Here is a 23,436-nt window from a genome sequence, read left to right as displayed (position 1 = left end):
GCCTCCGTTGCCCCGGTCCGCCCAACGCGGCTAGGGGGTGAATTCCCCCGGTCTGGTCACCGCGAACCAGTAATGTCCGTGACCTGGCAGTGTCAGCAGGTAGGGAAGCTCGCCGATCGGCGGGAAGTGCACCCGGCCGAGCAGCTCCACCGGAACCATTCCCTCGAAACGACGCAGATCGAGCTCCACCGGCTGGGCGAAGCGGGACAGATTCGCGACGCACAGGACCCGGTCGTCGCCGAACTCGCGGACGAAGGCGAAGATCGAGGGATTGGACGCGCCGAGCTCGGTGTAGTCGCCGAGCCCGAAGACCGGATGACGCTTGCGTACCTCGATCATCCGCTTGGTCCAGGCCAGGAACGAGGTCGGCATGCGCTGTCCGGCCTCGACGTTCAGGGCCTGATAACCGTAGACCGGATCCATGATCAGGGGAAGGTACAGTCGGGCCGGGTCCGCGGTGGAGAAACCGGCGTTACGATCCGGTGACCACTGCATCGGAGTCCGGACGCTGTCCCGGTCGCCCAGGTAGATGTTGTCGCCCATCCCGATCTCGTCGCCGTAGTACAGCACTGGCGAGCCGGGCAGCGAGAGCAGGAGCGCGGTGAACAGCTCCATCTGGTCACGGCTGTTGTCCAGCAGCGGCGCCAGCCGGCGACGAATGCCGATGTTGGCTTTCATACGCGGATCTTTCGCGTATTCGGCCCACATGTAGTCCCGTTCCTCGTCGGTCACCATTTCGAGCGTCAGCTCGTCGTGGTTGCGCAGGAAGATGCCCCACTGGCAGTTCGGCGGGATCTGGGGTGTCTGAGCAAGAATTTCCGAGATTGGGTAGCGGGACTCCCGCCGGACCGCCATGAAGATGCGCGGCATCAACGGGAAGTGGAACGCCATGTGGCACTCGTCGTCGTTGCCGAAGTACTCGACGACGTCGGAGGGCCACTGGTTTRCCTCGGCGAGCAGCACCCGGTCGGCGTACTTGGCGTCGACCTCCTTGCGGACCCGCTTGAGGTACTCGTGGGTCTCCGGYAGGTTCTCGCCGTTGGTGTTCTCCCGGACATAGAGGTAGGGGACCGCGTCGAGCCGGAACCCGTCGATGCCGAGATCGAGCCAGAAGCGCAGAACCTCCAGCATCGCCTCCTGGACCTCGGGGTTGTCATAGTTCAGGTCGGGCTGGTGGGAGAAGAAACGGTGCCAGTAGTACTGACCGCGGACCGGATCCCACGACCAGTTCGACTTCTCGGTGTCCACGAAGATGATCCGGGCGTCCGGGTACAGCTCGTCGCTGTCGGACCAGACGTAGAAGTCCCCGAACGGCCCGTCGGGGTCGGAGCGGGACGCCTGGAACCAGGGATGGGCGTCCGAGGTGTGGTTCATCACCAGATCCGCGATGATCCGGATGCCCCGGCGGTGGGCCTCGTCAACCAGGCTAACGAAGTCGCCGAGGTCACCGAATTCCGGCAGGATCTGAAAGTAGTCACTGATGTCGTAGCCGCCGTCACGCAACGGCGAGGAGTAGATCGGTAGCAGCCACAGACAGTCGACACCGAGCCACTCCAGGTAGTCGAGCCTGGAGATCAGGCCGCGAATGTCCCCCGTGCCGTCGCCGTTGGAGTCCGCGAAGCCGCGGATGAGCACCTCGTAGAACACGGCTCGCTTGAACCAGTGTGGGTCGCGTAAAGTCCCCCCGACCGGCATGGCGGGGGCCGGGCCGGGGGTGTGGTCGCCGATCGGTTCGCTGAGAGGCTCAGAATCCATCACGACCGGGCCCGCACAGCGAAGACGTGCGCGGGCTCGACCGCCGGGTCCAGCCGCACGTAGTTCTGCTTGCCCCACGCGTAGGTGGCACCAGTGATCTCATCGGTGACCTCGAAGGAGTCTTCCCAGCCGAGGCCGAGGGCCGGCATGTCGAGCCGCACGGTGGTCTCCCGGGGAGCGTGCGGGTCGAGGTTGACGACGATGAGCACGGTGTCGGCGGCGGCCGTGTCCCCGGGATCCGTGCCGTCCGCCCGCAGGGAGTCCACCCGCTTGGAGAAGACCATGATCTCGTCCCCGTCGGCATGGTGGAAGTGCAGGTTGCGCAACCACTGCAGGGCGGGGTGGGCACGGCGGATCTGGTTGAGTCTGGTCAGGTACGGCGCGAGCGACTGGCCCGCACGCTCCRCCGCGRCCCAGTCGCGTGGCCGGTACTGGTACTTCTCGGAGTCCAGGTACTCCTCGCTGCCCGGTCGGACCGGGGTGTTCTCGCGCAACTCGTACCCGGAGTAGACGCCCCAGGTCGGTGACAGCGTCGCAGCGAGCACCGCCCGGATCCGGAACGCCGCCGGGCCGCCGTGCTGCAGGTACTCCGGCAGGATGTCCGGGGTGTTGACGAAGAAGTTCGGCCGCATGTAGTGCGCGGCCGACACCAGTTCGCGCGCGTACTTCTCGAGCTCCCACTTCGTGTTGCGCCAGGTGAAATAGGTATATGACTGGGTGAAACCGACCTTGGCGAGCGTGTGCATCATCGCCGGCCGGGTGAATGCCTCCGCGAGGAAGAGCACATCTGGTTCGGTCGACTTCACCTGGGCGATGAGCCATTCCCAGAACTCGACGGGCTTTGTATGCGGATTATCGACACGGAAGATTCGTACTCCGTGTGCAGTCCAGTACCGGACGACGCGCAGAATCTCCTGATAGAGCCCGGTCGGGTCGGCGTCGAAGTTCAGCGGATAGATGTCCTGGTACTTCTTCGGCGGATTCTCCGCGTAGGCGATGGAGCCGTCACTACGCACGACGAACCACTCCGGGTGATGCTTCGCCCATGGATGGTCCGGCGCGCACTGCAGGGCGAGGTCCAGCGCGATCTCCATGCCCAGCGAGCGTGCCCGGGCGACGAACAGGTCGAAGTCGTCGATCGTGCCGAGGTCGGGATGCACGGCGTCGTGGCCGCCGTGTTCGCTGCCGATGGCCCACGGCGAGCCGGGGTCCGTCGGACCGGGGGTGAGGGTGTTGTTGGGACCCTTGCGGTTGACCTCGCCGATCGGATGGATCGGCGGCAGGTACACCACGTCGAAGCCCATCGCCGCGACCGCGGGCAGGCGTTCGGCCGCGGTGAGGAAGGTCCCGGACCGGGGCGGGTCGAGGCTCGCGCCCTCCGAGCGCGGGAACATCTCGTACCAGCTGCCGTAGAGGGCGCGCCGACGATCCACCCACAGCCGGTACAGCGGTGAGCGGGTCACCAGTTCGCGCAGCGGACAGGCGTCCAGCAGGCTCACCAGCCGGGGATCGAGGGCCGCGGCGATCCGGTCGCGGGGGTCGGTGCAGTCGTCGTCGCGCAGCGCGGCCACGGCGAGAGCGATCTCCGCCCGGCGCGGTTCGGGGACTGCGGGCAGGGCCCGCAGCAGCAGGCGCGCACCGTCCTCGAAGTCCACCGCGAGTTCGTCCGTGCTCTGGCCCGCGCCGACCTTGAGGGCAATACCGTGCCGCCAGGTGGCGACCGGATCGGCCCACGCCTCGACCCGATATCCCCAMAGGCCTTCGGTCCCGGCGGTGATCTCCGCCTCATAACGGTCGGTACCGGGGCCGGCGGAGCGCATCCGGATGAACGGAGTTCCCTGCCCGTCGGGACCTGACAGCACGACGTTCGCGCCGATGAGGTCATGACCCTCGCGGAACACCGTTGCACCGACGGTGAGAATTTCGCCCGCGACCGCCCGCGCCGGCCACTGGCCACACGAGACGGTCGGTGTCACATCGGAGACGACAACCCGGCCTACTGAACGTCCGATCATCATGACGACCTTATCCAGACGAACCACACCTCAATGGTCCGCCCTGTACGTGGCGATTGGCGACACCTCTGTGTGAACTGCCCGCGACCATCGCATGGGCGATTGTTGTCGTTGGGATGGGTCGGTCCGTCCCGCCCGGATGGCCCGCGCTGAAGGCAATGTTCCCCAGTTGCGGCCCTGTCGAACGTCCGAACCTCCTCTGTTGCGGTGCTCCGGGTGCGGGGTCGAGGTCGGAGCGTCACCGGGGTCCCGGCGGCGGACGCCCGGCGCATTCCGGAATCATTGTGGTGATGTTGTGTGATGGGGTCGGGGTGGCTCGGGTGGTGTTCCGCCGCGGTTGCCGGCGCGTAAAGGGGTGGCCCGATCGTGGCGGGCGGGCGGCACCGGGACGATTCGGGCGCAGCCGGCGCGGCTACGGGGCGGTGTGGCACCGGCTGCGGGAACCTCGTGGCCCACTCGTTCGTCCCGCAGGGCACAGTACTCCGGCCACGTGGCCTTCGTGGGCGGAGAGTCACTGTGGCGTTCACGCCGCGCAGTAGGCTGCCGGCGCCCGGGGACACCCGGGGACACCCGGGGACACCCGGGGCGCACCTCGCCCCGGGTCGCCGGCTTCCGCGGGGGCCGCTCGAGCGGCCCCCGAAACATCTGAACGGCAGCAACATCTGAACGGCAGCAACATCTGAACGGCAGCAACATCTGAACGGCAGCCCTTTCGAACAACGCACAGCAGGAGGAGCAGTGGGAGTCAGCCTCAGCAAGGGCGGCAACGTGTCGCTGACCAAGGAGGCGCCCGGACTCACCAACATCCTGGTCGGGCTCRGCTGGGACGTTCGGAGCACAACCGGCGCGGACTTCGACCTGGACGCGAGCGCCATCGCGTGCYGGGCCGACGGCAAGGTCGTGTCGGACGGGCACTTCGTCTTCTTCAACAACCTCAAGAGCCCCGACGGTGCGATCGAGCACCAGGGCGACAACCTGACCGGCGAGGGTGAGGGCGACGACGAGGCCATCACGGTGAACCTCACATCCCTGCCGGCGGAGATTGACAAGATCGTCTTCCCGGTTTCGATCTATGACGCGGACTCGCGGCAGCAGAACTTCGGCCAGGTCCGCAACGCCTTCATCCGGATCGTCAACGGCGCCGGCGGCAGCGAGATCGCCCGCTATGACCTCACCGAGGACGCCTCCACCGAGACGGCCATGGTGTTCGGCGAGGTCTACCGGCACGGCGCGGACTGGAAGTTCCGAGCCGTCGGACAGGGCTACGCCTCGGGTCTGGCCGGGATCGCGCGCGACTTCGGCGTCAACGTCTGAACCCCGGATACGTCTGAACCCCGGATGCGCAGTCGGGCTCGGTCAGGCGACCGGGTCCGACCGGGTCACTGGGTCTGACCGGGTCACTGGGTCTGACCGGGTCACTGGGTCTGACCGGGTCACTGGGTCCGACCGGGTCCGACCGGGTCACTGGGTCCGACCGCGCCGGCCGGCGCGGTAATGACCAGATGCTATGGGTCCGGTCGTGTGTGGGTGACATGTACAGGTAGAGCGATACACATCGGGTGTAGCACTTTTGTCAGGTCGTGCCCACCAGACGAGCAGTTACGATGCCGACGACCGCCGCACCGGGCCAACAGGCCGCGGGACGACGCGGTCTCCGGCGATGCTTGAGCGATGCGGGATCCGACGGACCGCGGATCCGCCCGCGCGGCGCGGCCGGGGTCTGGCGACCGGTCCGGGAGGGTGTTGGTAGGCGTGCACGCCTTGCGAATCTTCRGATGGTCCTTGRCGATCACCGTTATCGGGGTGGCCGCGGCGGGGGTGATCGGTGGCCCCAGGAACGCGGCGCTCGTCGCGATCCTCGCGGTGCTCGAGATCAGTTTGTCCTTCGACAACGCCGTCATCAACGCGACGATCCTCGGCCGGATGAGCCAGTTCTGGCAGAGGATCTTCCTGACGCTCGGCATCCTGATCGCGGTGTTTGGCATGCGTCTGATCTTCCCGATCGCCATCGTGGCGCTGACCGCGCATCTCGGTCCGCTCGAGGTCTTCGACCTGGCGCTGAACGACGGTGCCCGGTACGCGGAGAAACTGGGTGACGCGCATCCGGCCATCGCCGCGTTCGGCGGGATCTTCCTGTTCATGCTGTTCCTGGACTTCCTGTTCGACCCCGAACGGGAGATCCAGTGGATCAAGAAGCTGGAGGAGCCGCTGCGCAGGGCGGGCCAGCTCGATGTGGTTCCGATCGTGCTTGGGCTCATCGCCCTGCTGGTGGTCGGCCAGGCCTTCGCCGGCGACCACCAGCAGCAGGTGCTGCTCTCCGGGGTGGCGGGGCTCGCGACCTATCTGGGCGTGCGGGGACTCGGCGAGTTCTTCGAGGCCCGCGGTGTGGGCGCCGAGGACGATGACGACGATTCCGTCGCCGAGTCGGCAGGCTTGGCCCCGGTCCGGTCGAACGGTACCGGCGGCCCGCCGAAGTTGGTGCTCGCCACCGGCAAGGCCGCCGCGTTCCTCTTCCTCTACCTCGAGGTCATCGACGCGTCGTTCTCGTTCGACGGAGTCGTCGGCGCCTTCGCGATCTCCCAGAACATCTTCGTCATCGCGGCCGGTCTCGGGATCGGCGCGATGTACATCCGGTCCCTGACCGTCTACCTGGTCCGGCGGGGCACTCTCGGCGAGTACATCTACCTCGAGCACGGTGCCCACTATGCGATCGGGGCGCTGGCCATCATCCTGGCCATCTCGATCGAGACCGAGGTTCYGGAGATCGTCACCGGTCTCATCGGGGTGGCCTTCATCGGTCTGTCGCTGCTGTCCTCCATCCGCCACCGGTCCGCCGAGCGCGGTTTGGCGGGTGCCGGGTCCGTCCCGGGCGAGGACGAGGGCGGCCCGGGGCAGCCACGAGAGGCCGTCGGCGCCCCGATGTAGCGGCCGTGCGCCGGGCGGCGACAGCCGGCCGGCGCACCGGGCCTGGGTGGCCGGTCTGGAGAGCGCCGCCGCGGATGTGACATCGTCGGGTACTGGCGTCCGATCCTGCCAGGCGATGATCACCTGATCATGGATGACACCCAGCTACCGCGAGGGAGCGGATCATGGGCATCGACTACAGCAAACGTCCCGCCACACCGGCGGCCGGTTCCGGCCCGGTCTCGCTGAGCAAGGTGACACTGACGAAATCCGCGCCGACCGTCTCGCTGAGCAAGCAGGGTGGTGGCGGGCGGCTGCACGTGAACCTCAACTGGAACCAGCAGCCGGGCGGCGGCCAGCAGAAGGGCGGCTTCCTCAAGCGGGTGCTGGGCGCCGCGGGCGGCGGCATTGATCTCGACCTCGCCACGTTGTTCGAGCTCTCCGACGGCCGTGCGGGTGTGGTCCAGGCCTTGGGTGATGCGTTCGGCTCCTTCACGGATCCCCCCTTCATCAACCTCGACGCGGACGACCGCACGGGCGCCGCGGTCGGTGGCGAGAACCTGTACGTGAACCTCGCCGCCATCTCCCAGATCCGCCGCATCCTCGTGTTCGCCTTCATCTACGAGGGGGTGGCCTCGTTCGACCAGGCCGACGCGGTGGTCACCCTGACTCCGGCGCAGGGTGCCCCGATCGAGGTCCGGCTGGACGAGCAGGCCGGTGGCGCCCGGATGTGCGCCATCGCCCTGCTGACCAACACCGGCAACGACTTCAAGGTCAGCCGGGAGGTCCGCTACGTCAGCGGTCACCGCGAGCTCGACGAGGCCTACGGCTGGGGCCTGAACTGGACTGCCGGCCGCAAGTGACGCCGGTAGTCCGCGATGAGCCATCCGGTCCCGCCGCCCGTCGGCGAGGAGGATCGATACTCGATGTTCCAGCCACGTCGCGAGCCCTCGCCCGAGCAGGCGCGCGCCGACCGTGCGAGCTGCGACCAGCGGGCCCACCCCGGGCACCGATCTCATCCTGATCGTGACCCGGCTTCCGGGCGAGGCCGGGAGCGGCCCGGACGATACTCCGCCGATGATCGCGGCGGGCCGGTGACCGGCGCCGATCCGGGCCAGGCCGACCCGGCGTACGCCGGTCCTTCGCGGGCGGCCGGCTGGGAACAGGGCCGGAGAGGGCAGGTTCCGGTGGACGCCCATCCGCCGAGAGAGGACCGGTTCCCGGGACGGAACGCCCCGGCATGGTCCCCCTCGCAGCCAAGCCACGGCGGGTCGAGTGGCTACGGGGACCATGCCGGATCGGGGTATGGGGCGCGGGAGGAGCACCGCTCCGTCGCGGGCTCTCGGGGCGCGCCCGCGTACGAGGCGACCGATCCGCGCGAGGCCGATGACCTGCCGGAGGCTGAGTGGCGCGAGACCGGTCCCGAGGCCGGGGACCGCGGGGCGGGTGGCCCTGAGGACATCCGGCCTGATGAGGTCCGGCCTGATGAGGTCTGGCCTGATGAGGTCTGGCCTGATGAGGTCTGGCCTGATGAGGTCCGGCCCGACGAGGTCCGGCCCGACGAGCCGGAGTCGGCCGTGGCATCCGAGCGCGCCGAGCACGCCGGACCGGCGACGCCGACACGGTCTCCGACGGGCCCGGATCAACGGGATGCGGAGCGCGGCCCGGTCGACCATGGCGGCACCGCGGCTCAGGATGATCAGGTTCCTCAGGACGGTTCGGCGGATCAGGACTGCCCCGTGGACCGTCCGGGCCCTGACGGCGGCGGGACGGATCTGGTGGGTTCGATCGGTGCTGTCCAGGCGGTGGCGCTGGAACGCCTCGCGAGCCGCGTTGACGAGCTGGCCCGGCTACGGCGTCACGATACCCAACTCGTGGACCGATTGCATGCCGAGAATGCCCGGCTACGTAGTGGTGAGCTTACCGAAGCCATGGCCCCCCTTCTGCGGGGGTTGATTCGACTTCATGATCAAATGGGTAGCCTGGGGGCCGACGATCCGCAGAGTGTCGCCGGCATCCTGYGTAAGCAGCTGCTCCAGGTGCTCGATGTCGCTGTGGACGTCCGCCCGTACACGGCGGTGCCGGGCGGGACCTTCGACCCGGCGCGGCACCTGGGGGTGCGTCGGGTGCCGACGGACGACCCGGGACGGGACGGGACGATCGCTCGTACCGTTCGTCCGGGTTTCGTCCGCGGCGAGACCACGGTCGTCCGACCGGCGGAGACCGAGGTCTACCGATCGCGCTGAGCCGCGGAGGTACGAGGCTTGTGAAGGGAAGAATTAGACGGTGGCAGGCACCAAGGTGTTCGGGATCGACCTGGGCACGACCTACTCCTGCATTGCCCAGGTCGACGAGTACGGCCGACCGGAAGTGATCCGCAACATCGAGTCCCAGCCGACGACGCCTTCGGTCGTCCTGTTCGACACTGGGGCGGAGGGCCCAACCTCTTTCGTGGTGGGAACCCAGGCCAAGCGCCAGGCTCGCATCCGTCCCGACGACGTCGCCCGGCTGGTCAAGCGGCACATGGGCGCGTCGGACTGGCGGTTCGTGGCGCATGACGAGGAGTACAGCGCCGCCGCGGTGTCGAGCCTGGTGCTCAAGGCGCTCGCCGCGGATGCCGAACGCGCGACCAGTGTCCCGGTCACCGATGTAGTGATCACCGTGCCCGCGTACTTCGGTGACGAGGAGCGCAAGGCGACGAAGCTGGCCGGCGAGCTCGCCGGCCTCAACGTGGTCGACATCATCAACGAGCCGACCGCCGCCGCCTTCGCCTACGGATTCGGCCAGGACGGGGCCGAGGAGTCGACCGTGCTGGTCTACGACCTCGGCGGTGGCACGTTCGACACCACGGTCATCAGGCTGAGCGAGGGCGCGATCACCGTGGTCGCCACGGATGGCGACCACGAGCTGGGCGGTGCGGACTGGGACAACGAACTCGTCCGCTACCTGGCGCAGAAGTTCACCGAGGCGCAGCCCGACGCGGGCGACCCGCTCGACGACGTCTACGACGAGCAGGAGCTGCTGGCCGCGGCCGAGGACGCGAAGCTGGCGTTGTCCGGCCGGGACAGCGTCGACGTGCTGGTCGTGCACAACGGCAGGCGCACAAGCGTGCCGGTGACCCGGACCGTCTTCGAGGAGATCACCGGCCCGCTGCTGCGGCGCACCATCGACCTGACCGGCTCGGTGCTGGCGCGAGCCCGGGAGAAGGGTGTCGAGAAGATCGACTTGTGCCTGCTGGTGGGGGGCATGAGCAAGACACCGGCGGTGGCCCGCCGGCTGCAGGAGTCCTTCGGGCTCACCTCTCGGCTTGCCGATCCCGATCTCGCCGTCGCCAAGGGCGCCGCGGTGTACGGGCAGAAGAAGGCACTGGAGCGCGAGGTCCACGCGGACCTGGTCGCCAGCGGGCATCTACGTCCCGACCAGGAACTCGCCGCAGCCGACGCCGTGGACGTGGAGAAGGCGGCCGCAGCCAGCGCCGAGGAGGCGGGACTCTCGACCGCCTCCGTGGTCGATCTCGTCCGCACGAAAGTGACGAACGTCACGTCACGTGGCTTCGGGATCTTCGCCGAGGACCGGGGCACACCGGTCGCGGCCTTCCTCGCCCACCAGAACGACCCGCTGCCTATCGCCGTCACCCGGACCTTCTACACCGTCGTCGACGATCAGGCCGAGGTGGACATCCGGGTCTTCGAGCAGGGCACCACCGCCGAGTCCACGGCGATCGACGACAACAAGGTGATCGTCGCCGGCTCCATCAGCGGGATTCCGCCTGGCCACCCGTTGGGCACCCCCGTTGAGGTGACCTTCACGATGGGCGGGGACCAGACGATCCAGGTCACCGCCTCGCACGAGGGCGCGGCCACCCCCTTGGTGCTCGAGGTGCGCGCCGGGGTCGGCTCGGAGGAGATGCGGGCCGTCGAGTCGGCGAAGGTCAGCCTGCTCAAGCAGCGGGACTGAGACCCCGCGGCGGATCGGACCCCGCGGCGGATCGGACCTCGCCGTGGATCGATGCCGGTGCCGGGCCATTCGGCCTCCCCCACGAGTGTTCCCGCACGAGTGTTCCGGCCCGCGRCGGCCGACGCCGGAGTGGATAGGGTTCAGCCTGACCAGGCACCGCGTCCGGTGGAGCGCCCTACAGGCCTCGCGGGGACGTGGGTGCGCGCAGTGCGTGCGGGCGGCGCCAACCTGGCGTCCGCGGCCCGCGCCGAGGCGCGGCTTCGTACTCTCAGGTGTGGAGTGGTCGACGGCCGCTCCACGATCGGCGCCTGACGACGGGCCGCCGGCCGGTTCCCGGCGGGCACGGTGGGCACGGTGGGCACGTGGGACGAAGGTGGATCGGTGAGCGCGGCGTTCGACGGCAGCGGCTATCGCCAGCGGGTGCTGGCGCCGCTGCGGGCCCGCGCCTCCCTGGACACCGCCGACCCGTTCCTCCTCGCGGGTCTCGATCCGACGGTGGCGTACACCGACTCCGACGTCGGGGCGCACCTGGTGCGGGTGCTCGCCTTCCTGCAGCGGGAACGCAACTCGGCGAAGTACGCGACCCTCGCCGCCGAGCTTGTCCGTCGGCGGGCGGAATGGGAGGAGCCGCTGCGGGACGCGGACTCCCGGGAACGGGTCCGCGCCCGGGTGCTGGCAGCCCGGCGTAGCGGTGACGCCGAGCGTCTCGCCAAGGTCGACGGCTATCTCGCCACCGTCCGGGAGCGTTTCGGCGGCATCCCGGCATCCCGGGTGGACGGCCTGCGCCGCCTCGCCGTCGCCGCGGGGGTGACGGTCGAGGAGTTCGACGCCCGCCTGAGCCGGGAGCAGATCATCATCGACGCCGTCGGCGGGGGCGTCGAACCGCTGCCGGCCGAGGTCCGCCGGCAGATCTCCGAACGGCTCGGCGAGCTGCGCGCCCTGCGCGGCGGGGACCGGGTCTCGACGGCGTCGCTGTGGGCCTTCCTGGGGCTGGCCCCGGACGCCTCACCGGAGCGGCTGCGGGCCGCGTACGCCGCGATGGTGGCGGGCAACCACCACCGTCCCCATGACCGGGAGAAGACGGTCACCGCGGACCTGCTCGCCCTCGTCTCCGCCCGGTTGATCGAGGGCGACCCCGCCGCGTACACCGTTGGGCTGATGGCGGACGCCGTGGACGAGCTGCGGYCCGCGGTCGAGGAACACGTCGTGCTCGACGGCGAGCTCACCGCGGTCGCCTTCGAGGGTCTCGTCCGGGCGGCGCTCGCGACCGGGCGCGGACTGACCGCGGCTCAGGCGAAGTCCGTCGTCCTGGAGGCGGCTCGGGAGCTCGGCGCCGCGGTGAACGTCGGCGGGGTCGTCGACTACGTGGTATGCCCGGGATGCGGCCGGCCGGAGGCGGCCGGGTCCGTGCGGCACTGCCGGTACTGCGACACCGACCTCTACACCACCTGCCCGTCCTGCGGATCGATGACCGAGGCGGCGGCGGTCGTCTGCCGGCACTGCGGGCACAGCCTGCGCCAGGCCAGGGAGGCGGCCGATGCGCTCGTCGCGGTGCGTCGCGCCCTGGAGGGCGGTCATCCCCGCCAGGCCGGCGAGATCCTCACGACCGCCCATCCGGTGCTGGCCGCCGTCGGTGGACCGGTCGCCGGGACGGCGGAGGAACTGGGAGCCCGGGTCTCCGCCGCGCTGGGCGCCGCGGACGCCGGTTGGCGGGCACTCACCGAGGCCCGCGCGGCGTGCCGGGCGGATGCGGCGCTTGCCGATGCCCGGTGGCTCGCGGCACAGGCCGCCGACGTCCCCGGCCCCGACGGCCGGCAGCGGTTCGACCCCCGACGGCCGGAAACCGGCCGAGGTGCTGGCCGAGCTCATTGCCGCCCAGGCGGTGATCCGCCGGCGGGTCGAGGCGGCGCGCGCGCTACCACCCGAGGACCAGGAGGCCGCCCTCGCCGCGGTCCTCGCGACGGCGGCGGACAACCGGGAGGCGCTCGCGGCGATGGCGGCTCTGCCGCTCTCCCCGCCGTCCGACCTGACCGCGGTGCCGGGCCCCGACGGTTCGGTGCAGCTGTGGTGGCGCGCTTCGCCCTCGGTCGGGGGCCCGGTCTCCTACCGGGTGGAACGCGTCGTGCCCGTGGAAGCTGGCGACGGCCAGGGGGTGGCCCCGGGGCGGAGCAGCCTCGGTACCACCCGCTCGACGGAGCTGTGCGATGCCGGCGCTCCCGCCTGGACTCCGGTGCGATACGAGGTGACTGCCCTCTGCGGTGAGCGCCGTTCCACGCCGGTGGAGACCGCCCCGCTCGTCTTCACCCGGGACATCACCGACCTGCGGGCCGAGCGCACCGCCGCCGGGATCCGCCTGGACTGGAGCCTCGGCGGGGCGCTGGCCGCCGTGACAGTGGAGCGGACGGTGGCACCGCCCGCCGCGGTCAGCCAGCCGCCCCGGCGGGCGCGGGGCACCGGCGGCCTCTTCCACGACACCGATGTCGTCGTCGGCGTGACCTATCGTTACCACGTCTTCGTCGAGTACCAGGACGCGCGGGGACACCCGGCCCGGACCCCCGGAGCCGAGGTGACGCTGGAGGTGGCCGCCCGCCCGCGGCCCGTCCATGACCTCACGGCGGCCACCGCCGCCGGGCGGACCACGTTGCGCTGGACGCCGCCGCCCGGCTGGGAGGTGCGGATCTACGCGACCCCGGTGCCGCAGCCGCCGGCCGTCCCCGCCGCCATCACCCACGTGACCAGCACCGCTCACGCGACCAGCACCGGCCCGTGGCCCTACCCGGGGTCGGGGCCCCTGCCGATGATCGGCATCGGGCCGGAAGGCTGCGACGTGTCGCTCGCCGCCATCCCCGATTCGTCACGTCTTGTGGGGCTGAGCCGTTCCGGGCAGGTCAGCGAGGTGGCACAGGTCGGCGAGGTCATCTACACGCCGCTGACGGTCCATGGCGGGACGGCCGTCGTCGGCCGGGCCGTGTGTCACCTCGCCATCGAACCCGTGCGGGATCTGCGCGCCGACGATCGAGGCGACTCGATCGTGCTGTCCTTCCAGCTGCCACCGGGGGTCACCGAGGCGCGGGTGCTCTGGCGCCGTGACCAACCGCCGACCGGACCGGATGATCCCTACGCCGCGAGCGCCAAGGTCACCAATACCAGTCTGGAGATCAAGGGCGGCTGGCATCTCGCCGCGCCGCGGGACGGGTGGGCTTACCACGTGGCCTGCTACCCGGTGTACCGGTCGGGGGGCGTGGCCCGGGTGGTCGCGGCCGGCGTCTCGGTGCTGGCGCGCCCCGCGACGCGTCCTGATCCACCCCCGATGCCGGCGGCGTCCGGGAGCAGCCCGGGAGGCTCGGCTGGCGTGGTCTCGGCTGGCGTGGTCTCGGGCCGGCCGGTGGTTGGTACCGTCGCCGACCCGATCACGATGCAGCCGCCGGGTGGGCCGACCCAGCCCCGCACCGGGGGCTATCCGTTGCCTGCGGCGACGGGTGCTGTGCCGTTGCCCGCGGCGACGGGCACCTACCCGCAGCCCCTGGCCACCGGCCCCCTCCGCCCGGTGCCGGAGCACGCGTCGGAGGCGCAGACGAACCCGCCGTCGGGCCCGACGGCGGGTTCGTCCACCGGCCCCACGCCGCCGCAGGCTCCGGCCGTCCAGCCGACCGTCACCTACACCGTGAGCAGGTCCGGCTGGCGGCGGCGCACCCTACGGGTACAGGTGCACACCACCGGTCCGGCCGGAGATCTGATTCTGTTCGCGCGGCCGGGAACCGTACCGCCGCGGGCTGCCGCGGAGGCCCACGAGCTGTCTCGGCTCGCCGCTGTGGACCAGGCCGGCACCCGGACCATCGACGTCACCCTGGACGGCGCCCAGCTGCCCTGGGGAGTCCGGCTGTTGCCTGCGCTGGTGCACCCGACTGGATGGACCATCACCCAACCACCGGACGACGCACTGGTCATTCGATGATCCGGAGCGATCCCAGGTGGATGTGCTCTCCGTGGTCCGCTTCGGCTCATTTCTTCTTGTTCTTCCGTTGATTTATGGCGGTTACCTCGGGTTTTGTGGCACCAGATCTACAACATATGCGCTACTACGGAAAGTATTCATGAGGGTGCTGTTCCTTGGCTGGGATGCGCCGTTTACGATTGGCCTCATCACTCCTAGTCCCAGTACCGCCCAGGTGTGTATCGGTTACCTGGGTGGAGCACCTGTCGAATCGTTCCGGCTGCGAGGTCGGAGACGGTTGGGTTCACGGACGGGCACCTGACGGTGCCCGGTCGACTCGCCTGGTGAGGCACGGGTCGAGTCCGGTGGAGCGCTGAGCGGTTGCCGTGCGAGCGGTCCGCTCGGAGGGGACGCCCCATCGTGGGTCGTGGTCCGGCCATGCTCCGCCGTCGCGCGCCGGGTGATCCGACGGGAGCATGTCACGCCAACACCGAAAGRCAGCGCGCGAGCATGGCCTCGATCATCCGCGGCCGACCCRCCCCTCCGGTCGGCCAGCCGATTCCCTCAGCCCATCGACGACCCCGCAGCGGCCGGATCCACACCCAGCGCCGGGTCCGGACCGGAGCCCGGATCGGCCTGATAGCCGTGTTCGTGGTGGGTCTCCTCCAGGCGGTCACCCCGCTGGCCCGCGCCGCGGGAAAGTCACCGTCGCCGACTCCGGCCGTGTCGCCATCCGCGACGAGCGGATCCAGCCGGGCGGGGGGCGACGCGGGCAGTGGCCGCGCGCAGGGCGTTCCACTCACCACGCTGAGCCCGCAGGCGCGCAGCCGGATCACCCTCGTCCTTTTCGACCAGGACATCGTGCTCGTCGGTGGCCGCAGTTTTACCGCGGGTGATGATGTCACCGTCGTGGCGGAGACGGCCAAGCTGGGCGGCAGCGCGCTCACCCGGGCGGACGCCGACGGCCGTTTCATCCTCGGCTTCCGGGTGCCGGCGGACTTCGCGGGAACCGTCAACGTCAAGGCCACCCAGGGCACGGCCACGGCGACCGACGCTCTTGATGTGACCGGACCGGAGGCGGCCGCCCGGGCGTTCCAGGCCGCTCCGGCTCTTCCCGATGAACCGGTGGTGAAGACGGCGCCCTCGACATCGCCGTCTCCCAGGCAGCAGGACACGTCCGCGGGCACCTCGCCGAGCCCGGCCGTCTCGCCCGCGCCGTCCCCGTCCGCCGCCGGTTCGGCGTCCGCGTCGCCGTCCCCCGCGCCGTCCGCGAGCGCCAGCTCGACCGCCCCCACCAGGAGAACCGCAACGCCGACCGCAACGCCGACCGCGACCCCGTCCGGGTCGAGACCGACCCCCGGTACGGGATCGACGGGCACCGGCGCCGGTGGGACGAGGTCGGGCCTGCCGTGGCTGTCGGGGTTCCAGTCGCATCAGCTCGCGCAGCTCGTCGAGTTCGGTGACTGGCGCGGCCGGCCGAACGACATCGTCCACGTCTACACGAGCCGCGACCAGGGTTGGGGCGGGCTGGTGGAGCCGGCCTGGCCGGTGGATCTCTTCAAGGGTTTCCAGGGCAAGCTGCTGATCAGCCAGCCGACATTCCCCAAGGGCCAGGGCGACAACRCCGCCTGTGCCCGAGGCGAGTACGACTCCGAATGGAAGAAGCTCGGCAGCTTCCTCGTGGCGCACGGCCRGGCGGACTCCATCATCCGGATCGGCTGGGAGTTCAACGGAACGTTCATGTACTGGCATACGGACGCCGACCCGACGGTGTTCCGGGACTGTTTCCGGAAAATCGCGACCGCCATCCGGTCCACCGACTCCGAAGTCAAGATCGACTGGACCTTCAACGCGCACGCCTCCCCGGTACCCAGCGGCAACAGTCCCTGGGGCGCCTACCCCGGCGACGAGTACGTGGACTATGTCGGCATCGACGCCTACGACCACTTCCCCCCGTCGAAGGACGAGGCGACGTGGAACAAGCAGTGCGAGGACGTCAACGGCCTGTGCTACGTGATCAGGTTCGCCCGGGAACACGGGAAGAAGGTCGGCGTCGGGGAATGGGGGGTGGCCTCCTGCAGCGGTGACGGCGGTGGCGACAATCCCTTCTACATCCAGAAGATGTTCGACACCTTCAAGGCGGCCAGCGACGTGATGGGATACGACGCCTACTTCAGCGACCCCACTCCCGGAAACGTCTGCTCGACCATCACGAACGGCGGTCAGAACCCGAAGGCGGCCGCCATGTACAAGAAGCTCTTCGGATCCGGCGCCAGTTAGTCGCATTAGTGGGGGTCGATCGAGGGTCGGCCGGGAGTGGTGGGCCGCGGGCGACACAGCCTTCCGCGGCCCACCACCCGTTCCCGGGTCATCCGTTCCCGGACCACCCGTTCCCGATCAGGCCGGCGGGCGCCGCCCGCTGCCGCCCGCTGCCGGCTGGTGGCTGGCCGCTCGCGGACGCTGCGCCGCAGATCGGCGCCCCGTAGATGGCGCCGAGATGGCCGCCGTGTGTCGGCTGGCTGTCAGTTCCCGCGGGCTGTCGTCGGATGCCTTTCGCCAGGTACCGTCACCGAGAGGCAACGTTTCACGATCTTGCCGGCTTCGGTCGGCGCGCACCGTTTCGGGATGCTCGTCGAACGACGCCCCTGCCTTCGACGAGGAGAACGCTGCTTGCGCCACTTCGCCTTTCTAGGCCCCGAGACGGTTGACGCGCTGTTCCTCCGGCCGCCGGAGGACATCACCGTGAATGATGATCGTCATCTGCTGGYCACCGCGCTCGGCGCGACCCTCTACGCCCCGGGGACGCGCCCCCGGTTGGCATCGGACGTGTGCAGACAGACCGCGGCGGGGGTGACCTCGATGGTTCTCTGTCTGGAGGACTCCATCGCCGACACCGAGGTGGCCGCAGCCGAGGCCAACGTCGTCGCCGCGTTGCGCGCGCTCGCGGCGGAGCCCCCCTGGGCCGCGGGCGCGATGCCGCTGCTGTTCGTCCGGGTCCGCGCGGTCGGGCAGATCCCGGATCTTGTCGACCGGCTCGGGCCGGCCGGAGTCGGGTGTCTCGCCGGGTTCGTGCTGCCCAAGTTCGCCGAGGAGGGTGGCGAGGCGGCGATGGAGGCGGTGCTGCGGGCCTCCGAGACGGTTGGTCGTCCGCTGTGGACTATGCCGGTGCTGGAGAGCCCGCAGGTCATCAACCGGGAGACCCGGGTGGAGGCGTTGTCGGCGGTCCGGCGGCTGGTCGACAAGCACGCCGACCAGGTGCTGGCGATCCGGCTCGGTGCGACGGACCTGTGCGGGCTGTTCGGGCTGCGCCGTGACCGCGACCTGACGATCTACGACATCGCCGTCGTCCGGGACTGCATCGCCGACATCGTGAACATCTGCGCGCGGGGCGGTGACCACGTCGTGACCGGACCGGTGTGGGAGTACTTCGCCCAGCCGGAACGGCTCTTCGTCAGCTCGCTGCGGGTGACCCCGTTCGCGCAGGCGGACCGCGTCGACGGCGGGGAGGAAGCGATCCGGATGCGCAGCGAACTGGTCTCCGCGGACCTCGACCGGCTGATCCGGGAGGTTGTTCTGGACAAGGCCAACGGCCTGATCGGCAAGACGGTGATCCACCCCAGCCACGTGCCCGCCGTGCACGCGCTGCACGTCGTCACCCAGGAGGAGTACACCGATGCCGAGACCGTCCTTGACGGGGATGCCGGCGGGGTACGGCCGAGCAGCTACGCGAACAAGATGAACGAGCTGCGTCCGCACCGGGCCTGGGCCGAGGTGGTGATCCGCCGGGCGCGCGCGTTCGGTGTCCTGCGCGAGGGCGACACCTTCGTCGAGGTGCTGGCGGCGACGCACGGTCGTTTCGACCAGTGGAATGCCCGATGACGGCGACGGCGGGGACGGACGCCCCCACCGGCGCGCCCATCCCTCACCCGCCCGCGCCCGCGCCCGCCCGCGGCCCAGCGGCCGCCCCCGCGGGGATGTGGCTGTGGACCGAGCTGGGCCTTGATGTCCAGGTCACCGCGGACGTGGCGGGCCAGGGGTTGCACGCCCTGGTGGGACTCGCCCTGCGCCGCAACCCACGCCGGGCGCACCTGTTGGTCAGCCGGGTGCTCGGCAAGCATCTGCCGGTGGCACCGGCCGAGGCGCTCGCGGCCGGGGCCGGGGTTGCCGCGCTGGTCCGGGCACTGCMCGGCTTCGAGGAGGCCGGAAAGCGGGTTGCGGACCCGCGGGTTGCGGACCCGCCGGTGCAGGGTTCGTCGGCCGAGCAGCCCGGGGGCCCGCGGACCGGCCCGATCGTGATCGGTTACTGCGAGACCGCGACGGCCTTGGGGCACGCGGTCGCCGACGGTCTCCCGGCGAGCCACTACCTGCACACCACCCGGCGGCCGCTGCCCGGTGTCACGCCGATCCTCGAGTTCGTGGAGTCCCATTCCCACGCGACCCACCACTGGCTGATGCCCGAGGACCGCGAGATCCTGCGGTGCGGCGCGCCGATCGTGCTCGTCGACGACGAGCTGTCGACCGGGCGTACCGCCCTCGGCACGATCCGGATCCTGCAGGCCCACGCCCCGCGCGAGCACTACGTGGTTGCCACGCTGCTCGACGCCCGTCCGCCCGCGGCCCGGGCCGCGTTCGCCGATCTCGCCGGCGAGCTCGGGGTCCGGCTGGATGTCGTCGCCCCGCTCACGGCCACCGTCACCGTGCCGGCCGAGATCGCGGACCGGGCCGCGCGGATCCGCGCCCGGTTCGCCGGGGGCGCGGGCGGTCGGGACGCGGCGCGGGCGACGGGGGCGCTGGTGGCCCACCCGGTCCGCCGGCTGGTGGCCGACTGGCCGTCCGACCTGCCTGACGGTGGCCGTCATCGCTGGTCGCCGACCGACCGCCACCGCCTCGACGAGGTCGTGCCGCCGGTCGCCGCGACGGTACTGGCCGCGCTGACCCGGCCCGCGGGTCGCACGCTCGTGCTCGGGACGGAGGAACTGATGTACACGCCGATGCGGATAGCGGACGCGCTGGCCCGGACGAGTCCGGGTGAGATCCGCTACCAGTCCACGACGCGTTCGCCGGTCCACCCCGTCGACGTCGACGGCTACGCCATCCGCGCCGCCCTCACCTTTCCCGCGCCGGACGACCCGGGCCKGGCCAGCCACGTCTACAACGTCCGGCCCGGGATGTACGACGACATCGTGGTGGTCGTCGACTCTGTCCGGGTCGTCGACTCTGTCCCGGACGTCGCCCCGGGGGCGGACCGGAGCTCTCCCCGTGCGGATACCGGCCTCCACGGCATGCTTACTCAGCTACGCCGATGCGCTCCGGTCACGGTGCTGACACTGCCCTCCTACCAGCCCTCCTACCGGCCGTCCCCTCGACCGACCGGTGCGCCGCCCGCCGCCGGACCGCTCACCGGTGCGCCCGGGGATGCCCGGTGAGCGGGATCGGCGCGGTGGATCCCGCGCTCACCGGCACCGTCGGCTCGGGTTCATACGATCCGGCGGACGTGACCTTCCTGCTGACCGACCTCAGCGCGGTCGCCCTGGAGCGGCCCACCGAGGACCGTGAGGAGGCCATGCAGGCCGGCCGGCACTACTCCGAGGACCTGCCGGTCGAGTACCAACCCGACGCCGGTTACCTGGAGCTCTACCACCGGGCGCTGGACCGGTCGGCCCGCCGGGTCGCGCTCGCCACCGGCCTCGTGGCGGAGCTCGTACGGGTCACCAAGCCCGAGCCGGTCCTGGCCTCGATCGCCCGGGCCGGTACCCCGGTGGGGATCCTGATGCGGCGCTGGTACGGCTGGCGCCACGGGCTCGACACCCCGCACTACGCGATCTCGGTGATCAAGGATCGCGGCGTGGACCTGAACGCGATCCGCTACCTCACCTCCCGGCACGACCGGAAGGTGATCCAGTTCGTCGACGGCTGGACCGGCAAGGGGGTGATGACCCGGGTGCTGACCGACGCGGTGGCCCGGCTCGGGCTGGACGACACCCTCGCCGTGCTGGCCGACCCGGCTCGGTGCGTGCCGCTCTACGGGACCCGCGACGACTTCCTCATCCCGAGCGCCTGCTTGAACTCGACGGTGAGCGGGCTGGTCAGCCGGACCGTCCTCAACGCCGAGCACATCGGTCCTGATGACTTCCACGGTGCGAAGTACTACGCCGAACTCGCGGCGCACGATCTGTCCCGGCACTTCGTCGAGACGGTGGCGGCCCACTTCCCCGAGGTGGCCGACGAGGTCGCCGAGACCTGGCCGCGGCTGTGGGCCGCCGACCGCAGTCCGACCTGGGCGGGCTGGGCGGCGGTGGAGCGCATCGCGGCCGCGTTCGACATCCCCGACGTGGTCATGGTGAAGCCGGGGGTGGGGGAGACGACCCGGGTCCTRCTGCGCCGGGTGCCCTGGCGCATCCTCGTCGCCCCCGACCGGCTCGACGAGCTGACGCACGTGCTGGCCCTGGCCGCCGACCGCGACGTCGAGGTCCAGGAGCTGGCGGACCTGCCATTCTCCTGTGTGGGGCTGGTCCGCCCGGTCGGCGCGGCACCGGTCTTCCACACCCCGAACGCGCGCTGGCGCCCGGACGTCCTGTGACGGCCGACTCGTCCCCCGTGACGGCCGGTCCGTCCGCCGCGTCCGGGCCGCGTCATCTGCTGGCCTGCGACCTGGACAAGACGCTGATCTTTTCCCGGCACTCGCTGCTGCTGGCCGACGACCGGCCCGCACCGGAGCTCGTCGAGGTCGAACGCCTCGACGGAGCGCCGATCTCGTTCGCGACGGCGCGGTCGCTGGCCCTGCTCGCCGAGTTGCACGACCTCGCCGTCCTCGTCCCGGTCACCACCCGCACCCTCGCCCAGTACGCGCGGGTCGAGCTCGGGGTCCGGCCGCGCTACGCGATCGCGGCCAACGGCGGGCACCTGCTGGTCGACGGGGTTCCCGATCCGGCCTGGGCGGCGGACGTGGCTGCCGAGGCCGCCGCCGCCTGCGCCCCCCTGGCGGAGATGGTGGCGCTCGCCGAGCGGTCCGCCGCCGGCGGCTGGGCCCGGCTCGTGCGGGTCGCCGACGGGTTGTTCGTCTACCTCGTCGCCCACGACCGCGCTGGCATTCCCGACCTGACCGGGGAGGCCGAGACGGCGCGGGCCGCGGGCTGGGCGATGTCGGTGCAGGGGCGGAAGGTGTACTTCGTCCCATCGGTCCTGACCAAGCAGCGCGCGGTGGTCGAGGTCGCCCGCCGTGCCGGTACCGCCCGGCTGCTGGCCGCGGGGGACTCTGTGCTCGACGTCCCGATGCTCGCGGCGGCCGACCACGCCATCCGTCCGGCCCACGGTGAGCTGCACGAGCTGGGCTGGTCGGGCCCGAATGTCACCGTCACCGCCGCGGCCGGGGTGCTCGCGGGCGAACAGGTGCTGGCGGCGTTCGTCGCGCGGGTCCGGGCCGAGATCGCCGCCGGGAGTCGCTGAACCTCCTCGCGCGACTTCCGGGCCCGGTCAGACCGGGCCTTGGCGGCGCTCCTCCGGCGTGCCCGGCGGCGGCAGCGGATCGGAACCGGGGCCCATCCCAGGCGTCCAGACGTCCCGGTAGTGGGGGCAGCGGTCAGGGACCGCCTGGAGGTTGAGATTCGGGAGGCCGTCCCGGTCCCGATTGCCCTTCCGGGCGTTCGCGCGGGCCTGTGCCTGGGCGCGCCGGCACTTCGGACACTCCAGAATGATCACGTCTGGCCCCTCGGGGGTGTTGTCCTGGGCTGACGGCTCATCACGGCTCATCACTCACCTTTTCTGCTTCCCGGTGCCGTCGCAGCTGGTGCACTTGTCCTTACCTTGACCGTCGAACATGCCGTCCGCGTCGAGTTCAGCGGTCGGGCGGCCGGCCCGCCCGGAGCCGCCGCACGTCGGGCAGGTGAGTGGGCCTTGGTTGACCATGTCGTCCGGGTCGGCGGTGTTTTTTGTCCCGCCGCGCTTCGTCCCGGAACGCCCGGTGCTTGATCCGCCGGACGTGTTACCCCGTTTATCCCGGTGCTTAGGTCTTTGCACCACGCCGCCTCCTGTTRCTCTCCGTCTCCCATCGATCCCTACCCGCATCAACGGTAGCGGCGGAACACCCACGTCGGTACCAGGACCGCCGGAACTGTAACCGTGCGTCCGGCGTAGCACACCAGGCTCGGGAAGGTCAGACGGCGGCGTTATCCGCAACGTGCGGGGGTGCGGTGCTGAGAGCTCGGCGCAACTTGACTACCTCGGCAGGCGCGCCCGGCCCGGACGGAAGTGCCACAGATAGCCGACGCACCCTGCCGACGACCGATGCGGATGGCCACGCCGCGTTCGCGTCGAGCGCGGCGAGTCCTCCCGCTGCCGCTGCCGCCGGATCGTCTACTTGGGCGTGCGCCCCCGCGAACAGGGCATTCGCGCGAGCCTGGTGAGAGAGAGTCGGTAGGCCCGACAGGGCTTCGGTGACGCGAGGCTGAACTTCGGAGGAATCGCCAAGTTCAGCCAGGGCCATAGCCGCCCAGATCAGTTCCTCGCTCTCCTCCCAGGCCGCGGCGGCGGGATAGGGCGGCAGGGTTGTCCGGCTCGTTTGCATCACCGTCAGGGCTGACCGGGCTTCACGTCAGGGCTGACCGGGCTTCATCTGCCTGGTTGAGTGCGACGTGGGCCACAGCCTTGTACGCGGCCAGTCGAGGCCGGACGTAGGGGGGGTCCACGCCACCCCTGCGCCCTAGCAGCCGTCCCCGTCCGCGCAGCCGTCCCCCTTCTTTTGACGTCATCCCCGGCCTGTTCCACGGCCACCGTGTTTCCCGTGCTCCGGAGAAGGGGATCGGTTAGCGTCGCCAAGGTGTCCGACACCGTGAAGACCACCGTCTCACCGGACATAGCGGCATCCCCGGGCGT

At 70.6% G+C, this 23,436-nt stretch carries 16 protein-coding genes; 12 read left to right on the top strand and 4 right to left on the bottom strand.

The genetic code is table 11. The features are described from left to right. Positions 1 to 30: 30 nt before the first annotated feature. Both treS and KBI5_RS03955 read right to left on the bottom strand, forming a co-directional pair. Positions 31 to 1,695, bottom strand: a complete 1,665-nt coding sequence (gene treS, locus KBI5_RS03960; protein WP_085014355.1) for a maltose alpha-D-glucosyltransferase — start codon at positions 1,693 to 1,695, stop codon at positions 31 to 33. A gap of 59 nt (positions 1,696 to 1,754) precedes the next feature. Beyond that, positions 1,755 to 3,773, bottom strand: a complete 2,019-nt coding sequence (locus tag KBI5_RS03955) for an alpha-1,4-glucan--maltose-1-phosphate maltosyltransferase (protein WP_085014356.1) — start codon at positions 3,771 to 3,773, stop codon at positions 1,755 to 1,757. 735 nt (positions 3,774 to 4,508) lie between these two features. Here KBI5_RS03955 and KBI5_RS03950 point away from each other — a divergent pair. The 12 genes from KBI5_RS03950 (at position 4,509) to KBI5_RS03900 (ending at position 22,011) form a co-directional block, all read left to right on the top strand. Next, positions 4,509 to 5,084, top strand: coding sequence for a TerD family protein (locus KBI5_RS03950; RefSeq protein ID WP_085014344.1), 576 nt, complete (start codon positions 4,509 to 4,511; stop codon positions 5,082 to 5,084). 438 nt (positions 5,085 to 5,522) lie between these two features. Further along, a complete protein-coding gene (locus tag KBI5_RS03945; RefSeq protein ID WP_085014343.1) occupies positions 5,523 to 6,695 on the top strand; it encodes a DUF475 domain-containing protein in 1,173 nt (390 codons plus the stop codon). A 164-nt stretch (positions 6,696 to 6,859) separates the two neighbouring features. Next, entirely contained in the window at positions 6,860 to 7,537 is a 678-nt protein-coding gene (locus KBI5_RS03940; RefSeq protein WP_085014342.1) for a Tellurium resistance, read from the top strand. Positions 7,538 to 7,768: 231 nt separating this feature from the next. Continuing rightward, positions 7,769 to 8,920, top strand: a complete 1,152-nt coding sequence (locus KBI5_RS27555) for a hypothetical protein (RefSeq protein WP_241882646.1) — start codon at positions 7,769 to 7,771, stop codon at positions 8,918 to 8,920. A 40-nt stretch (positions 8,921 to 8,960) separates the two neighbouring features. Continuing rightward, on the top strand, positions 8,961 to 10,631 hold the full coding sequence (locus tag KBI5_RS03930) for an Hsp70 family protein (RefSeq protein ID WP_011438049.1): 1,671 nt from the start codon (positions 8,961 to 8,963) through the stop codon (positions 10,629 to 10,631). Positions 10,632 to 11,012: 381 nt separating this feature from the next. Further along, on the top strand, positions 11,013 to 12,893 hold the full coding sequence (locus KBI5_RS27550; protein WP_241882645.1) for a zinc ribbon domain-containing protein: 1,881 nt from the start codon (positions 11,013 to 11,015) through the stop codon (positions 12,891 to 12,893). After that, on the top strand, positions 12,874 to 14,586 hold the full coding sequence (locus tag KBI5_RS27545) for a hypothetical protein (protein WP_241882644.1): 1,713 nt from the start codon (positions 12,874 to 12,876) through the stop codon (positions 14,584 to 14,586). Before KBI5_RS27550 ends, KBI5_RS27545 begins: the two co-directional genes overlap by 20 nt. A gap of 633 nt (positions 14,587 to 15,219) precedes the next feature. Beyond that, a complete protein-coding gene (locus tag KBI5_RS03920; RefSeq protein ID WP_347272465.1) occupies positions 15,220 to 16,845 on the top strand; it encodes a glycosyl hydrolase in 1,626 nt (541 codons plus the stop codon). A 390-nt stretch (positions 16,846 to 17,235) separates the two neighbouring features. Continuing rightward, positions 17,236 to 18,444, top strand: a complete 1,209-nt coding sequence (locus KBI5_RS03915; protein ID WP_085014354.1) for an HpcH/HpaI aldolase/citrate lyase family protein — start codon at positions 17,236 to 17,238, stop codon at positions 18,442 to 18,444. Then, on the top strand, positions 18,441 to 19,991 hold the full coding sequence (locus KBI5_RS03910; protein ID WP_085014340.1) for a phosphoribosyltransferase family protein: 1,551 nt from the start codon (positions 18,441 to 18,443) through the stop codon (positions 19,989 to 19,991). Before KBI5_RS03915 ends, KBI5_RS03910 begins: the two co-directional genes overlap by 4 nt. Further along, the gene (locus tag KBI5_RS03905) at positions 19,988 to 21,145 is read left to right on the top strand and encodes a cysteine protease StiP family protein (protein WP_011438044.1); all 1,158 of its coding nucleotides are present in this window, start codon (positions 19,988 to 19,990) and stop codon (positions 21,143 to 21,145) included. Before KBI5_RS03910 ends, KBI5_RS03905 begins: the two co-directional genes overlap by 4 nt. Next, complete coding sequence (locus KBI5_RS03900) at positions 21,142 to 22,011, top strand: hypothetical protein (RefSeq protein ID WP_011438043.1); 870 nt, start codon at positions 21,142 to 21,144, stop codon at positions 22,009 to 22,011. Before KBI5_RS03905 ends, KBI5_RS03900 begins: the two co-directional genes overlap by 4 nt. 27 nt (positions 22,012 to 22,038) lie before the next feature. Here KBI5_RS03900 and KBI5_RS03895 read toward each other — a convergent pair whose 3' ends face one another. Both KBI5_RS03895 and KBI5_RS27270 read right to left on the bottom strand, forming a co-directional pair. Then, entirely contained in the window at positions 22,039 to 22,314 is a 276-nt protein-coding gene (locus KBI5_RS03895; RefSeq protein ID WP_023841106.1) for a hypothetical protein, read from the bottom strand. A 3-nt stretch (positions 22,315 to 22,317) separates the two neighbouring features. Beyond that, a complete protein-coding gene (locus tag KBI5_RS27270) occupies positions 22,318 to 22,584 on the bottom strand; it encodes a hypothetical protein (protein ID WP_023841107.1) in 267 nt (88 codons plus the stop codon). Positions 22,585 to 23,436: the final 852 nt, after the last annotated feature.

This window comes from Frankia sp. KB5 (assembly GCF_002099325.1).
Taxonomy (GTDB): Bacteria; Actinomycetota; Actinomycetes; order Frankiales; family Frankiaceae; genus Frankia; species Frankia casuarinae.
This window is presented reverse-complemented; position numbering and strand designations above follow the sequence as displayed.